Annotated in this window: 14 protein-coding genes; 10 read left to right on the top strand and 4 right to left on the bottom strand. The window is 34.1% G+C overall.

Features of this window, described 5'->3' with window-relative positions; translation table 11 throughout:
* Positions 1-1,197 carry an efflux RND transporter periplasmic adaptor subunit gene (locus A9G23_RS09525; protein WP_065587383.1) on the bottom strand — a complete coding sequence of 399 codons (1,197 nt, stop codon included), beginning with the start codon at positions 1,195-1,197 and terminating at the stop codon, positions 1-3.
* A 407-nt stretch (positions 1,198-1,604) separates the two neighbouring features.
* Here A9G23_RS09525 and zipA point away from each other — a divergent pair, with 407 nt between their 5' ends.
* From zipA to A9G23_RS09505, 4 genes are all read left to right on the top strand, one after another.
* A complete protein-coding gene (zipA, locus tag A9G23_RS09520; RefSeq protein WP_176700615.1) occupies positions 1,605-2,522 on the top strand; it encodes a cell division protein ZipA in 918 nt (305 codons plus the stop codon).
* Between the two features lie 228 nt (positions 2,523-2,750).
* Positions 2,751-4,781 (top strand): NAD-dependent DNA ligase LigA, encoded by a 2,031-nt coding sequence (ligA, locus tag A9G23_RS09515; protein WP_065587487.1) that lies wholly within the window; start codon positions 2,751-2,753, stop codon positions 4,779-4,781.
* A gap of 67 nt (positions 4,782-4,848) precedes the next feature.
* Entirely contained in the window at positions 4,849-5,367 is a 519-nt protein-coding gene (luxS, locus tag A9G23_RS09510) for an S-ribosylhomocysteine lyase (RefSeq protein ID WP_065587382.1), read from the top strand.
* Between the two features lie 9 nt (positions 5,368-5,376).
* The gene (locus A9G23_RS09505; RefSeq protein ID WP_065587381.1) at positions 5,377-5,565 is read left to right on the top strand and encodes a 2-hydroxymuconate tautomerase; all 189 of its coding nucleotides are present in this window, start codon (positions 5,377-5,379) and stop codon (positions 5,563-5,565) included.
* A gap of 179 nt (positions 5,566-5,744) precedes the next feature.
* Here A9G23_RS09505 and ribA read toward each other — a convergent pair whose 3' ends face one another.
* Positions 5,745-6,356: a GTP cyclohydrolase II gene (ribA, locus tag A9G23_RS09500; RefSeq protein ID WP_065587380.1), complete on the bottom strand. Its 612-nt coding sequence runs from the start codon at positions 6,354-6,356 to the stop codon at positions 5,745-5,747.
* Between the two features lie 101 nt (positions 6,357-6,457).
* On the opposite strand from ribA, the gene A9G23_RS09495 reads away from it, so the two are divergent.
* From A9G23_RS09495 to A9G23_RS09470, 6 genes are all read left to right on the top strand, one after another.
* On the top strand, positions 6,458-7,177 hold the full coding sequence (locus A9G23_RS09495) for a phosphatase PAP2 family protein (protein ID WP_065587379.1): 720 nt from the start codon (positions 6,458-6,460) through the stop codon (positions 7,175-7,177).
* A 158-nt stretch (positions 7,178-7,335) separates the two neighbouring features.
* Positions 7,336-7,641, top strand: coding sequence for a LapA family protein (locus A9G23_RS09490; protein WP_065587378.1), 306 nt, complete (start codon positions 7,336-7,338; stop codon positions 7,639-7,641).
* Positions 7,642-7,653: 12 nt separating this feature from the next.
* The gene (lapB, locus tag A9G23_RS09485; RefSeq protein ID WP_065587377.1) at positions 7,654-8,832 is read left to right on the top strand and encodes a lipopolysaccharide assembly protein LapB; all 1,179 of its coding nucleotides are present in this window, start codon (positions 7,654-7,656) and stop codon (positions 8,830-8,832) included.
* 15 nt (positions 8,833-8,847) lie between these two features.
* Positions 8,848-9,633: a YchF/TatD family DNA exonuclease gene (locus A9G23_RS09480; RefSeq protein ID WP_065587376.1), complete on the top strand. Its 786-nt coding sequence runs from the start codon at positions 8,848-8,850 to the stop codon at positions 9,631-9,633.
* Positions 9,623-10,735 (top strand): ribosomal protein uL16 3-hydroxylase, encoded by a 1,113-nt coding sequence (locus A9G23_RS09475; protein ID WP_065587375.1) that lies wholly within the window; start codon positions 9,623-9,625, stop codon positions 10,733-10,735. The genes A9G23_RS09480 and A9G23_RS09475 overlap by 11 nt, the downstream gene beginning before the upstream one ends.
* Positions 10,736-10,919: 184 nt before the next feature.
* Positions 10,920-12,161: an MFS transporter gene (locus A9G23_RS09470; RefSeq protein WP_065587374.1), complete on the top strand. Its 1,242-nt coding sequence runs from the start codon at positions 10,920-10,922 to the stop codon at positions 12,159-12,161.
* A gap of 862 nt (positions 12,162-13,023) precedes the next feature.
* Here the strand turns inward: A9G23_RS09470 and A9G23_RS09465 are convergent.
* Together A9G23_RS09465 and A9G23_RS09460 are read right to left on the bottom strand one after the other, a co-directional pair.
* Positions 13,024-13,683: a YtxH domain-containing protein gene (locus A9G23_RS09465; RefSeq protein WP_065587373.1), complete on the bottom strand. Its 660-nt coding sequence runs from the start codon at positions 13,681-13,683 to the stop codon at positions 13,024-13,026.
* 147 nt (positions 13,684-13,830) lie between these two features.
* Positions 13,831-14,718, bottom strand: a complete 888-nt coding sequence (locus A9G23_RS09460; protein WP_065587372.1) for an SDR family oxidoreductase — start codon at positions 14,716-14,718, stop codon at positions 13,831-13,833.
* Between the last annotated feature and the right edge of the window lie 383 nt (positions 14,719-15,101).

Genomic DNA, 15,101 nt, shown 5'->3' with positions numbered 1-15,101 from the left:
TTATTTCATGCTTTTTTGAATAATACTATCTAATTCTTCTTGGGTTAGCTTTGCCGGCTCTCCAACCATTTTACCTTTCATTGGTATACCCATTTCAACTGCGATTAGATTAAGTAAGCCTGTCACAATAACTTGTTCACCAATATCAATGCCTTTTGTAACAACCCAATAGCCATTAATACCCGTGTATACTTGAATATCTTGTCGATATTCAATAGTATTATCAGGCTTTAAAATTTTAGCTGTGTACTGTCCCTTTGCGTTACTGGTAATGCCCTGTTGTGGTACAAGCACAGCATTTTTGATATAACCTAATGTCATCTGAGGTTTAACGAACATACCTGGTAAAATTTTGCCTTCAGTGTTTGCAAACTGTGAGCGTAATGTTACAGTCCCTGTGGTTTCATTGACCGTCATATCAGAAAATTTAACACTACCAGGATAAGCGTATTTAGAACCATCATTAAAGTATAATTCGACATTATTATCTTTAGCTGGTTCATAAATAACATTTTCATCTTGAAGATATTTATTATAACGAGTAGCCGCTTCGGTCATATCAACATAAATAGGGTCAAGCTGTTGAACTAATGCTAATGGAGAAGATTGACCAGCCGAAACTAATGCCCCTTCGGTAACACTCGATTTACCAATATATCCATCAATTGGCGAATATACTTTTGTATAGTCTAAATTGACTTTGGCTGTATGCTCAGCTGCTTGTGCAACTGATACAGCAGCTTCAGCCTGTTTAGCATCGGCTGCTGCCTTATCGTAATCTTGTTGGCTAATTGATTTAGTATTTAATAATCCAGCATAACGTTTAAGAGTCAGTTGTGCAATATTTGCATTTGCTTTAGCACTAGCAACACTTGCTACAGCACTATCATAATTAGCTTGATAAATAGCTGGATCTATTTGATAAAGTGACTGCCCAGCTTTAACATTTGAACTTTCGTCAAATTCACGTTTTAAAACAATTCCACCTACTTGAGGTCTAATTTCAGCTATTTGAGATGCAATAACCCTACCTGGTAAACTGATTTTTAATGTATAGTTCAATGGTTCAACTTTAAATACGGTTACTTTAGGTAATTTATTATTACTGTTTTGTGATTTACCATTATCACAACTTGTTAATATAAGTAGGCTTGCACATACCACTGGCAAGGCTAATACTAGCTTGTTAAATCTCATATAAAATGACCTCAGTAAACTTAATAATTATTTTATTTATAATAATAGATCCTATTTAAAAGTAATCGGCAATTTTACAAAAAATATACATAGATTGTAAGTATCTTTACATTTTAATAGCACAGAGTTCTAAAAAATGATTTACTGAGTTATGATATTAAAATGTATATTGATAATTATGATTATTATTAGAAATAAAGTAATATAGACTAATTGTTTTTTGTGCTATAAAGTATCTTAAATAAAATGTTATACTACTAATATCAAAATACGGTTACTCTAATGAAGTTTAATTCAAATTACTGATAAAAAATAAAAATTTCACATTATTGTACTTCGTAATGATTTTTTCAAAATATGATTGAATAATTTGAGTCTATATTTAATTTAATACAGAGATGGTTATTATGGATAATTTACGTATTGTTCTAGTTGTTGTTGCATCCTTAGTCATTATTGCATTGCTTATCCATGGATTTTGGATCAATAAAAAAGAACATTCTTCGCTTTTTAGTTCAAATAAAAAAAGCAAATTTGCACAAAATACACAACAACATCAAGACTTTTCTATGACCGATAATGATGAAGATGTGATTTTATTCAAACCCAAAGCAACAAAAAATAATGAAATAATTGAAACTAGTATAATTATCGATGAATCTATAGAGCAAAAAAATATACCACAACAAGATGATTTATTTGTTGATAATGATGATAAACAAGAAATTAATACTGATATAACAGAAGATCCTGTTATCAACGTTAATCGTGACCTTTTTGAAGATGAAGATGAAGATGAACAAAAACTTAATTTAACTCAAATAACAAAAGAAAACCAATTTGATACTAATAACAAAATTGACCATAACAACAAACCTAAAAAACTAAATATTGACAACGAGCAATCCACAACCGAAATTATTGTGTTAAATGTTACAGGTCTGAACGGAACATTACTACAAGGCGATGTGCTACTTGCGAGCATGATACAATCAGGTTTTCTATTTGGAGATATGAGAATTTTCCACCGTCATGTAGATCCTGCTGGTAATGGTCCAATACTATTTAGTTTAGCCAATATGGTCGCACCTGGATATTTGGATCCCGAAACAATGCATGAATTTACCACACCTGGCGTATCTATTTTTATGGTTGCACCAACTGAGGGAAACAATCAGCAAAATTTCAAATTAATGTTACAAACAGCGCAACGTATAGCTGATGATGTCAACGGAGTAGTATTAGATGATGAACATCATATGCTAACGCCACAAAAAATCGACAGTTATAAAGAACGCATTAAAAAAGCTTGTAACGAAATTTAGCCACATTATCTTCAACAAAACTTGAACAAAATTCCACCAACACGGGTTGGTGGCGAAAAATAAATATCGATATAACCTATAATAAGTTATGTTAATTTAACTAGGTGTTAATCACAGTTAAATTAATATAATTGTAATGATATTCCCAAAACCTACGTTTTAATTTAAGAGCCTATTATCATGTCACTATCTAATGCAACCGAGAATTCAACAAACTCATTTGAATCGATTAAAGATATAACAGAAAAATTGACTTCATTACGAGATATAATTAGGCACCATGAGTACTGTTATTATGTACTTGATACACCAGAAATTCCTGATTTTGAATATGATAAATTAATAAAACAACTGCAAACATTAGAACAACAATATCCCGACCTTATTACGCCGGACTCGCCAACTCAACGAGTTGGTGGATCCCCATTAGCACAATTTGCATCTATCAAACATGAAATACCCATGTTATCACTCGATAATGTGTTTGATGATGCTAGTTTTATTGCATTTAATAAAAGAGTTAAAGATCGTCTTCATTTAAGTGATACCGACCATGTTGAATATTGTTGTGAGCTCAAACTTGATGGACTTGCCGTCAGTCTCCTTTATGAAAATGGCCACTTTATACAAGCTGCAACGCGAGGGGATGGTACAACAGGAGAAGACATAACAGCCAATGTAAGAACCATCAAAACAATTCCGCTAGTTCTAAGGGGCAACAACATTCCTTCTCGATTAGAAGTTCGTGGTGAAGTATTTATGACACATAAAGGCTTCGAAAAACTCAACACAGAAGCCGAAAAGCGGAAAGAGAAAGTATTTGCCAATCCGCGTAATGCTGCCGCTGGTTCATTAAGACAATTAGATCCTAAAATCACCGCAAAAAGACCATTAACATTTTTTTGTTACGGTGTGGGTATTATCGAAGGCACTACGTTACCTAATACTCATTATGACCGCTTAATGCAATTTAAAGCTTGGGGATTACCAGTTAGTGATAAAGTTCAAAAACGTCAAGGTGCACAGGCTGCTTTAGATTATTTTAAACAAATTGGCGAGCAACGCATGTCATTAGACTTTGATATTGATGGTGTGGTTATCAAAGTTAATAGTATTGAACAACAAAAAGAACTTGGCTTTGTTGCGCGTGCACCAAGATGGGCAACTGCATTTAAATTCCCAGCTCAAGAAGAAGTCACACAATTAAACAAGGTAGACTTTCAAGTTGGACGAACAGGCGCAATTACACCAGTTGCAAGACTTGAACCAGTTTCAGTCGCAGGTGTTATTGTAAGTAATGCGACATTACATAATAGTGATGAAATCACACGATTAGGCGTCCGTGAAGGTGACTATGTAACAGTACGCCGAGCAGGTGATGTTATTCCAAAAATTGTCGCTGTCATATTGGATAGAAGACCCGCGGACACAAAAGAAATCATATTCCCAACTCACTGTCCTATTTGTGGATCACAAATAGTGCGAGATGAAGGCCAAGCTGTGTCGCGCTGTGCCGGTGGACTAATTTGCCCAGCACAACGTAAAGAAGCCTTAAAACATTTTGTTTCAAGGCGGGCTATGAATATCGATGGTATGGGGGATAAAATCATTGAACAATTGGTGGATAAAGATTATGTCAAAACCCCAGTAGATCTTTATAAACTTAGTCTACCAAAGCTATGTAGTTTGGACAAAATTGGCGAAAAATCTGCCAATAATTTATTAAATGCATTAGAGGCATCTAAAAATACCACATTAAGCCGTTTTATATTTGCGCTTGGAATTCCAAATGTGGGGGAAGTTACTGCCGAAAATTTGGTTAATCAACTGGGTAATTTATCGGCAATCGAAAACGCTTCACTTGAACAATTACAAATGGTAAATGATATTGGCGTCGTTATTGCCGAAAGCATTATAGACTTTTTCCAAGAGCCACATAATCGCAATGTAATAGATCAGCTAACTAGCGATAAAATTGGCATTCACTGGCAAGATGTTAACCCGCAAATACAAGCAACCGATACAAACTCACCCTTTTCGGGTAAAACTATTGTATTAACCGGTACTTTATCGATTTTAACGCGCGATGAAGCGAAAAGTAGATTAAAGCAGTTAGGCGCAAAAGTCACAGGCAGTGTATCAAAAAATACCGATCTCGTGATTGCCGGAGAAGCCGCTGGCTCTAAACTTGCTAAAGCCCAAGAACTGGGAATAAAAGTTATTGACGAGCAAGAAATGGTAAATTTACTTGCCGAGTAAATATAAAATCCATTGGTACTTATTAGCTGATTGATTAAAATAACAAGCAAAAAACAAGGAGGACATTATGCCTTTATTAGATAGTTTTAAAGTCGATCATACCAAAATGAAAGCTCCTTTTGTGCGAATAGCCAAAACCATGGCAACCCCAAAAGGTGATGATATTACGGTGTTTGATCTACGCTTTACCATTCCCAACAAAGACAAATTGCCAGAAAAAGGAATTCATACATTAGAACATTTATTTGCCGGCTTTATGCGCGATCATCTCAACAATGATAAAGTTGAAATAATCGATATTTCACCAATGGGGTGTCGCACTGGTTTTTACATGAGCTTAATTGGTCAACCCGTCGAAGAATTAGTCGTTGATGCATGGCTCAAATCAATGCATGATGTATTAAATGTTAAATCGCAAAATCAGATTCCAGAATTAAATGAATATCAATGTGGTACTTATAAAATGCACTCATTAGATGAAGCCAAAGACATCGCTGAACAAGTTATAAAATCCGGTATTGGTGTATGTCATAATGATGAAATAGCATTGACGGATGAACAGCTTGCCAAAATTAATCATCACTAGGAGATATTTATGCCAAATGTCGTTATCGACTTTTTAGAAGGTCGCACTATAGAGCAAAAGAGAGAAATGGCAAAACGCGTGACTCATGCTATTGCCGAAACCCTCAACTGCAAACCGGAAGCCGTACAAATCATCATGCACGAAATATCTAAAGATCAGATTGCTAATGGTGGCGTATTGCGCAGTGATAGAGATTGATATTAACGTGGGAAATAATATAAAAAATAACAGTATCAATAAGTTAAAATTATTTTGTATATCCTGCTCCATAAAAAATCTCAAAATAGAAAATATATTTTGAGATTTTTTATTCCAACATTTTTACTATATTAGCTAAAATCAATCGCAGATAAACAACTTGCTATTTAACCAAGCAATTAATGTTTACAATTGACGTGATGCAGATGAAGCAAATGGCCCATTTTATTCGCTTTGGTTTCTAAATAGTGTTCATTATTCGGATTTTCACCGACTTCCAACGGTACCCGCTGTGTAATTTTAATGCCAGACTGCTCAAGCACTCTTATTTTTTCTGGGTTATTGGTTAATAAACGGATTTGTGACACCCCCAATAAAGTCAGCATATCTGCGCATAAAGTAAAATCGCGTTCATCCGCTGCAAAACCCAATTGCTCATTGGCTTCCACCGTATCTAAACCTTGATCTTGTAACGCATAAGCTCTAATTTTATTCAGTAAACCAATATTACGCCCTTCTTGACGATGATAAATTAAAATCCCTTTACCTTCTTTTGCAATTTGTTTTAAGGCTGCTTCTAATTGAAAGCCACAATCACAGCGTAAACTAAAAAGCGCATCACCCGTTAGGCATTCAGAATGAATTCTTGTAAGAACTGGTGTATCACCCGACACATCACCAAATACTAATGCAGCATGATCTTTTTTTGTCGCAATTTCTTCAAATCCAACAATAGTGAAACATCCCCATGGTGTTGGCAGTTTCGCTTGTGCAACACGTTTTAATTGCATTATTATCTCCGTTTTAACTAAAACATAGATAAGATTTTATAAAAATAAATCTATCTTCTATGCTAAAATATTAAGTAATTTGTACTTAATTGAGTTTATTAATGAGGTTAGTAATAAAAAAAACAATAGCTATATTAGCTATTTTCTTAGCTGTTCCTTTTGTTATTATAGCCATAAATTGGCATTGGCAACCAGCGTCATTAAATAATACATCTAAATATTTATTCTTAATAACGGAAACAGCAAGTTTCCCTTGGGCAATAATTACATCAACAATTTTATTTTTAGTATTTTGTCTGTTATTACCCAAGAAAACAAAAAAACGAATTATATTATTATGGTTGCTTCTTGTTAGTGCAATATTAAGTGGGCAAATAATTAAAAACCTTATAAAATCGCAGATAGCAGAATCAAGGCCTTATGTACTTTGGATGGCTACGGAATTTAATATTAGCGACCAACAATTTTATTCGAAATCACAATCAGAAAGAAAAGAAATTATCCGTCAGTTATTTAACAATTCACCAACGATCCCAAGTTGGTTATCAAACCACTGGCAAAATGAAACTGGATACGCTTTTCCTTCTGGACATACTTTATTAGCTGTAACTTGGGCATTTTTAGCCTTAACATTACTAAAATGTGAGCAACATTATATAATAGTATCGTTCACCATTATTTGGTCTATATTGATTGAAATTAGCCGGTTATTATTAGGCATGCACAAACCCATTGATCTAATAGCAAGTGTATTAATCGCTTGGGTAATTTCATTAATTTTCTGTTTTTATGCTAGAAAATGGCATATAGTAGATCAATAATTTTAAATACTAATTTTGAAAAAGTGCTATTCACAACAGGCAGCATTGATTTTTGAACGTTATAGGTGACTACTTAACTAATCAAAGCAATTTGTAGGAACAGTCTAGTATAATAAATAAAAACGTTTAACTAAAAATAAAAAAGAAAGGTCAACATTATGAAATTTGTTATATCAATTTTATTAATAATTCTCATCTTTGCCATCTCAATAGCAATAGGGTCAGCTAATGATCAAATAGTAACATTTAATTATTTGATTGATAAAACTGAAATTCGCTTATCAGTGTTATTAGCAATTTTATTTGGTTCAGGCTTTATTGTGGGTTGGATATTAACAGGTATTTTCTTTTTAAAATCTAAATTACAACACTTATCAACAAAACGAAAACTGAGCAAACTACAAAAAAAATATGATGAAGGTATGGCTAATCATCAACAAATAAACTTAACTAAAAGCAATTAAGAATAGGTTACTATGTTTGAACTGTTATTTCTGTTACTTCCTATCGCCGCCGCATACGGTTGGTATATGGGTGACAGAAATACAAAACAAAAATATTTAAATCAATCTAATCGACTATCTCGTGAATATGTAGATGGTTTGAACTTTCTTTTATCCAATCAACAAGACAAAGCTGTCGATCTTTTCTTAGATATGTTAAAAGAAGACGATGGCACACTCGAAGCACATTTAACATTAGGTAACTTATTTCGCTCTCGAGGCGAAGTTGACAGAGCGATACGTATTCACCAAGCACTATTAGAAAGCTCATCTTTGACATTTGAACAACGATTATTAGCTATTCAACAACTGGGGCGGGATTATATGGTTGCAGGTCTTTACGATCGTGCCGAAGAGATGTTTTTGCAACTCATTGATGAAGAAGATTTTCAACAACACGCATTACAGCAACTTATCATTATATATCAATCAACCAGTGAATGGGTAAATGCCATTAATATGGCAACTAAACTGGTCAAACTTGGTAATGAAAAATACAAAACCGATATTGCGCAATTTTATTGTGAGTTAGCATCACTGACGATAGCAAATAATGAGCTTGATAAAGCAAATAGTCTATTACAAAAATCTGCAATGGCTGATGCTAAATGTGCACGCACATCGCTCATGCTGGGTCGGGTTCTTATGGTTCAAGACAAAACAGAGCAAGCTATCAAATCTTTTCAACAGATATTACAGCAAGACAAAGCCTTTATTGGCGAAGCATTGCCTTTATTAAAAGAGTGCTATTTAAAGCTAAATAACCGATATGAATTTCAACAATTTTTGGAATTATGTGTCGATCAAGATACCGGTAATGTAGCCGAGTTGATGCTTGCTGATCTTATTGAAGAACAAAAAGGCTTAGATGCTGCACAATACTTTATGTATCGTGAATTACTTAAACATCCTAACTTAAAAGGATTTTATCGATTAATGAACTATCATGTTGCTGATGCAGAACAAGGTAAAGCCAAAGAAAGCCTTTTACTTTTACGCAACATGGTTGGCGAACAAATAAAAACCGTACCCAATTATCGGTGCCAAAAATGTGGATTTACGGTTAATTCAATCTACTGGTTATGCCCTGCTTGCCGTTCGTGGTCAACAATAAAACCTGTTCGTGATTTTGAACAACTTTCAAATAAATAAAAAAAAGAGATTTTTATGTTTCTAATTGACTCTCACTGCCATTTAGATAGTTTAGACCTTAGTACTAAATCTATCGAAGATGTTTTACAAGAAGCTACCAACAATGACGTTAAACATTGCCTAAGTGTGGCAACAACACTGTCGGGCTATGAATCGATGAAACATAAGCTTACACCCTATCAAAATCAATGCTCCTTTTCGTGTGGAATTCACCCACTTAACCTTGATGACGAAATATACGATGCCGAGCGCTTTCAAAACTTAGCCCAAGAAGATAACGTCATAGCACTAGGTGAAACAGGTCTTGACTATTATTACCAACAAGATAATTTGGAGCTACAACAAGAGAATTTTAAAGAACATATTCGATTAGGCCGAAAATTAAGTAAACCCGTCATTGTCCATACACGTAATGCCAAAGAAGATACCTTAAAAATCTTAAAAGATAAGCATGTTCATTCGGGCGTGTTGCACTGTTTTACAGAAGATATCGAAACAGCAAAACAACTATTAGATATCGGTTTTTATATCTCATTTTCAGGAATAATCACCTTTAAAAATGCCGAAGCTCTACGTGAAGTTGCCAAATACGTGCCACTTGATCGTATCTTGGTCGAAACCGACTCACCTTATCTTGCTCCCGTTCCATACCGAGGCAAAGAAAACCAACCCGCTTATGTTCGTGAAGTGGCACAATATTTATCTGCTTTAAAAGGTGTCTCTTTAGAAGAGATAGCACAAAAGACCACATCTAATTTTTGTCAATTATTCAATCTGCAAGGAAAATTAAATGAATTATAAGTTAGCCATTGATTGGGATGATTTTTTAACAAATTATTGGCAAAAAAAACCTGTAATCCTACGCAAAGCATTTGCACATTTTATTGATCCCATTACACCGGATGAACTCGCAGGTTTAGCGATGGAAGAAGAAATCGATAGCCGGATTGTTTCTAATAAAGATGGTATTTGGGATGCTAGATTTGGACCATTTACTCAATATAATAACTTAGGCGAAGATCATTGGAGTTTACTAGTACAAGCTGTTGATCACTGGCACGAGCAAGCTGCCACACTACTTGAGCCTTTTAAATGCATGCCACAATGGCAATTTGATGATCTCATGATTTCTTACGCAACACAAGGTGCAGGCGTTGGGCCCCATATCGATAATTATGATGTGTTTATCATTCAAGGCATGGGCAGCAGGCGTTGGCAAGTTGGCGATCGCAACCAACATTATAAACAATTTAATGCACACAAAGCATTATTACATGTTGAAGAATATCAACCCATCCTTGACGAGGAAATCACTGCTGGCGATATCTTATACATTCCACTAGGTTGTCCACATAATGGCACATCCATTGGTGAATCACTCAGTTATTCTGTTGGTTTTATGACGCGAACATCCCAAGAGCTATTAAGTAGCTTTGCTGATTATGTCATTGATAACCTGCCAAACGGTATTTATTATCAAGATCCAAATTTAAAACGACCTAAAGATCCATACCAAGTTCAACCTTATGAACTAACAAAACTACAAGATCAAATCATCGATGTAATCAAAACACCTGAGTTATTTAACGATTGGTTCGGTAAACACATTACACTACCAATGCACGATTTAAATATTGTACCAGTTGAACCACCATACGATTGTGATGAATTTGAATCACTACTAAAAAATGGAGCAGAACTAAACCGAGTACAGAGTATTCGAATCCTTAAGGTGGGCAATTTTGGCTACATCCATGGCGAAAAAATTGACTTACCAATGCCCATGATTGATCTTCTTTGTAAAACGGAAATACTCTCTTACCAACAGTTACAAGATAAAGACACTCTTCAAGTCATGCTTGATCTTGTCAACAAAGGCTATTGGTACTTTGCTGAAGAATAACGAATATCTCCGCTGATAATAAAATCGGCGGATAAAACGACTATTTAGCGCTTTAAACTTAGCTTTTTGTTAATTTTAAGTATATACTTGCCCCGCTTTAATTTACCCGCCGTTTAAACAAAAATTAAACATCATAAAACGCAAATTTTAAGTAACTATCTATTTTTAATAACTAGAGGTATACATGAAAACTGAAGCAAACACTATCTTGCACGCAGAAAGTGAAAGCAAATGCACAACCCCATATCAAAAAAGAACCTTATTTGCATCTACCGTTGGTTATGCGCTAGATGGTATGGATATGATGATTTTAGGTGTATGTTTTAGCCTAATCTCAGTCAGTTTTAACCTAACAAAAACAGATTTAGGCACCTTAACCTCAGTAACTTTACTTGGCGCCGTATTAGGTGGTATTTTATTTGGTGTACTAGCCGATAAATATGGTCGAGTAAGAGTCTTTTCATGGACAATTTTGATATTTTCTCTTTTTACTGGATTATGTGCAATTTCACCTAATTACGAGTGCTTTTTAATATTTCGCTTTTTAAGTGGACTTGGACTTGGTGGTGAGTTTGGAATTGGGATGACTTTAGTTTCTGAAAGCTGGCCTAAAAATAAACGCTCAAGAGCAACATCTATTGTTGCATTAGGTTTTCAAGTCGGCATCATTTTAGCAGCATTAACCGTCAACTTTATTGGTGAAATTTATGGTTGGCGCTGGGCTTTTGCGATGGGTGTGCTACCTGCGCTATTTGTTGCATGGACACGTAAAGGTCTAAAAGAGCCAGAAATCTGGCAAAATCTAAAAGACCAAAACAAAAACAAAATAGCCGTTGGCAAATTATTTAAAAATCCAAGAACCATAGCAACCACAATAGGTTTAACCATCGCTTGTGCTGTACAAAACTTCGGTTTTTATGGACTCATGGTTTGGATGCCAAATATGATTGCAACTGAACTTAAATTGCCATTTAAAAATACCATGTTTTGGACTATTTCAACCACTATAGGTATGTCATTAGGAATTCTAATTTTTGGTTGGTTATGTGATAAGTTTGGTCGTCGCCCTTCTTATATCTTCTTTTTATTCATTTCGGCCGTTTCAATTTGGTTCTATTTTCATCAAACCGATATGTTTATATTAATTATCTTTGGCTCAGTAATTGGCTTTTTTGTTAATGGTATGATGGGCGGATATGGCGCTCTACTTGCTGAACATTACCCAACAGATGCCCGTTCAAGTGCTGAAAATATTATTTTCAATGTCGGTCGAGGCATTGCCGGTGTATCACAAGTACTAATTGCTTATTTAGCCACCGTTTACTCAATTAGCTACGCATTAGCTTTACTATCAGCCGCTTATTTATTATCCGCGACTGCATTTGTCTTTTTAATACCGGAAACAAAAGGTAAAGAACTCGAATAAAATTACACATAAACAGGGCAGTTGCTCTGTTTTTTATACGCTATTGATTAATTACATCAAAAAATTAAAGCAAACTATCTTCAGTGAGTATTACAAGAAGAAGGCGTCAATTGAATACTAAACAATTTTTCATCATGAATATCATAATGATGACTAACACCATTTGGGAAAGCATCCCTAAGTTTTTGAACTTGTGGGCTATTACTATAATAAAGTGTTTTTAGACTTTCTGTCGTCATTTTTTGAAGAATTATTACTTGCTTGATTAGCATCAGCTTTTGAATTATCACAACTACAAAGAACCAAGCTTATCAATTTTGCTCTAGCAATATCACTTCTTTAGGCATACCTTTCATAATATATTTATAGATAAGTTTATTGTTATCTTTTGATATATTATCGAACATCATAAATTTATCAACCATAATGGGTAACTTTTCTTTTAGACCTTCAACAACCGAATCTTGATCAAAACTATAATCACTATCTTTTTGATTATTAATTGTTTGATTTTTTCAGGTGTTGATTGAGCTATAATTTTTATCCTTCTTTCCACAATATCCATATTTTCTTGAATATCCGTTTGTTGAGTATCTATAACTTTTGCTTCTGAATTATCAAAACCAAATAATATTATTCCATTAACATGACAACTGTTGCTTTAATACCTGTCATATTTATTCCTATCCAAGTCAATTCATGACTACTCGCTATCTTATAGAGTAATGATAAATTTTTAATTGTCCATTAAAGAGTAATAAATAAACAATATAAAAAAAAGAATGGTCAAAATAAAAGGGCTTCAAGTAGCCCTTTTATTACAAATAAATTCTAACTATTTGTTCAAATTAACCAAATATATCTAGTCATCATCACAATCATTCGGTTTTACATCCACTGAAAAAACTTTATCATCATTGATATAGTAATCATGATTCGCTCCTCGTGGAAATACTAATCTTAGTGTCTTCATATTAGAATCATCACTACAGTAAAACTCAATCAATTTGTTGCGTACCTCTTTTTGATTGCCTTCAGCCTGTAATGCATCTTTAGTACTATTATTCACAACGTATTTATAATTGATAGTTTTATTATCTGTCGAAACATCAACTAAAGTCGTGTTCTGATCAATTGTCGCTGGTAATTTTGTTTTAATCGCCTTAATCATCAAATTTTCAGCAACGCTATAATTACCCTCTTGCACCTTATTAAGCATATCTTCTTTTTCAGATTTTGTTTGCTCATACAAATCTTTCGCTTTATCACTAATGGTTGCACTTGTTTGTTTAACTTTATCGCTAATCTCTGCGCCTATTTCCTTAGCTTTGTCACTAACATCTGCGCTCATTTGCTTAACCTTATCTACAGCGTCTGAACTCATTTGATTAGCTTTGTCACCAATTTCAGAACCTGTTTGTTCGGCTTTTTGTTTAATATCATCAACTGTTGTTTTTGAATTATCACAATTGACTAAAAAAAACCCTAATACTGCTAAAGTAATCACTTTAAAAAATTTCATTTTATTGCCCTTTTTGCTTGTTTTCTATTTCAATGGTTGTGACAATAATGAATTCATTCATTATTGTCCACTAATTTTAAAATTAATAACTTATAACATTAACAGTAAAAAGATTTAAATCAGTCTGTTTACTGTTACAAAAAACAATTAGTTAATATTCATACCGCCTGTAACGCCATAAGTTTCGCCCGTAGTATAGCTTGATTCTTCTGATGCTAAATGCACATAAACACCAGCAAGTTCAACCGGTTGACCTGCGCGTTGTAATGGTGTTTGTTGTCCAAATTCTGGAATAACATCACTTGGTTGACCGCCACAAATTTGTAATGGCGTCCAAACAGGCCCAGGTGCGACACTATTTACGCGGATGCCCTTATTTCCTAACTGCTTAGCTAAGCCACGAGTAAACGCGATAATAGCTGTTTTAGTTGCAGCATAATCTAATAAATTAGCACTAGGTTGATAAGCTTGAACAGACGAAGTTGTAATAATGGTTGAACCTGGCTTTAAATACCCTAACGCTGCTTTAGTGATCCAAAAAAGCGAAAACACATTAACTTCAAAGGTTTTCTTAATTTGCTCGGTGGTAAGTTCCATAATGTCTTCAACTGCAGTTTGCTTACCAGCAACCAGTGTCAAATTATCTAATCCACCTAATTTATGATGTGCTTCATCAACTAATTTTTTACAAAAAGCCTCATCACTTAAATCACCAGGAATTAATACGGCTTTGCGTCCTGCAGCTTGGATAACTTTTGCTACCTCTTCTGCATCTTTTTGTTCAACAGGAAGATAGTTTATTGCCACATCAGCACCCTCTTTAGCATAAGCTATCGCCGCCGCTCGCCCGATGCCTGAATCGCCACCAGTAACAAGCATTTTACGCCCTTCTAACCGATTATGACCTTGATAACTTTCTTCACCACAATCAGGAATTGGGTTCATTTCGTATTGTAGAGCTGGCGCCACCTGCTTTTGTTTTGGAAATTTGTCATGATGATATTTGGTAAGTGGATTATAGATTTGTTTGCTCATAATTTTCTCCTAAGTTAAATATGTATTTGAAAACAAATTCAATATAACTTAAATAAAATCAATTAATTACCACAAAATCCTATTGCTAAGCATATTTTAATCTTTAAAATACCTAATTAATTCAATAAATTATATTTACTGATAACATAAATTAGAATATTCTTTTTTAAAACTTAATCGTATTGATCAATATCATCCCCAAAATTTTAAAATAAACAACTGAGGTTAATAATGAATAAAGGTGGCTTTCCCTGATTGACTTGGCGAGGTCAATAAAATTAGTAATGCCAGAGCCATGTATGATACATTATCTTGCACCTGATTTAGTGTATCAAATTAAATTTAACTAAGCTAGCGATAACAAATTAAATTATTTTAATTAA

The organism is Gilliamella sp. App4-10, assembly GCF_001690495.1.
Taxonomy (GTDB): Bacteria; Pseudomonadota; Gammaproteobacteria; order Enterobacterales; family Orbaceae; genus Gilliamella; species Gilliamella apicola_G.
Note: the sequence above shows the minus strand (reverse complement) of the source record. Positions and strands in the feature narration are given on the sequence as shown.

What these genes read in the sequence shown, in the direction of transcription:
- A9G23_RS09525 (WP_065587383.1), bottom strand. Translation starts at nt 1,197, where the DNA reads ATGAGATTTAACAAGCTAGTATTAGCCTTGCCAGTGGTATGTGCAAGC.
- zipA (WP_176700615.1), top strand. Translation starts at nt 1,605, where the DNA reads ATGGATAATTTACGTATTGTTCTAGTTGTTGTTGCATCCTTAGTCATT.
- luxS (WP_065587382.1), top strand. Translation starts at nt 4,849, where the DNA reads ATGCCTTTATTAGATAGTTTTAAAGTCGATCATACCAAAATGAAAGCT.
- A9G23_RS09505 (WP_065587381.1), top strand. Translation starts at nt 5,377, where the DNA reads ATGCCAAATGTCGTTATCGACTTTTTAGAAGGTCGCACTATAGAGCAA.
- ribA (WP_065587380.1), bottom strand. Translation starts at nt 6,356, where the DNA reads ATGCAATTAAAACGTGTTGCACAAGCGAAACTGCCAACACCATGGGGA.
- A9G23_RS09495 (WP_065587379.1), top strand. Translation starts at nt 6,458, where the DNA reads ATGAGGTTAGTAATAAAAAAAACAATAGCTATATTAGCTATTTTCTTA.
- A9G23_RS09490 (WP_065587378.1), top strand. Translation starts at nt 7,336, where the DNA reads ATGAAATTTGTTATATCAATTTTATTAATAATTCTCATCTTTGCCATC.
- lapB (WP_065587377.1), top strand. Translation starts at nt 7,654, where the DNA reads ATGTTTGAACTGTTATTTCTGTTACTTCCTATCGCCGCCGCATACGGT.
- A9G23_RS09480 (WP_065587376.1), top strand. Translation starts at nt 8,848, where the DNA reads ATGTTTCTAATTGACTCTCACTGCCATTTAGATAGTTTAGACCTTAGT.
- A9G23_RS09475 (WP_065587375.1), top strand. Translation starts at nt 9,623, where the DNA reads ATGAATTATAAGTTAGCCATTGATTGGGATGATTTTTTAACAAATTAT.
- A9G23_RS09470 (WP_065587374.1), top strand. Translation starts at nt 10,920, where the DNA reads ATGAAAACTGAAGCAAACACTATCTTGCACGCAGAAAGTGAAAGCAAA.
- A9G23_RS09465 (WP_065587373.1), bottom strand. Translation starts at nt 13,683, where the DNA reads ATGAAATTTTTTAAAGTGATTACTTTAGCAGTATTAGGGTTTTTTTTA.
- A9G23_RS09460 (WP_065587372.1), bottom strand. Translation starts at nt 14,718, where the DNA reads ATGAGCAAACAAATCTATAATCCACTTACCAAATATCATCATGACAAA.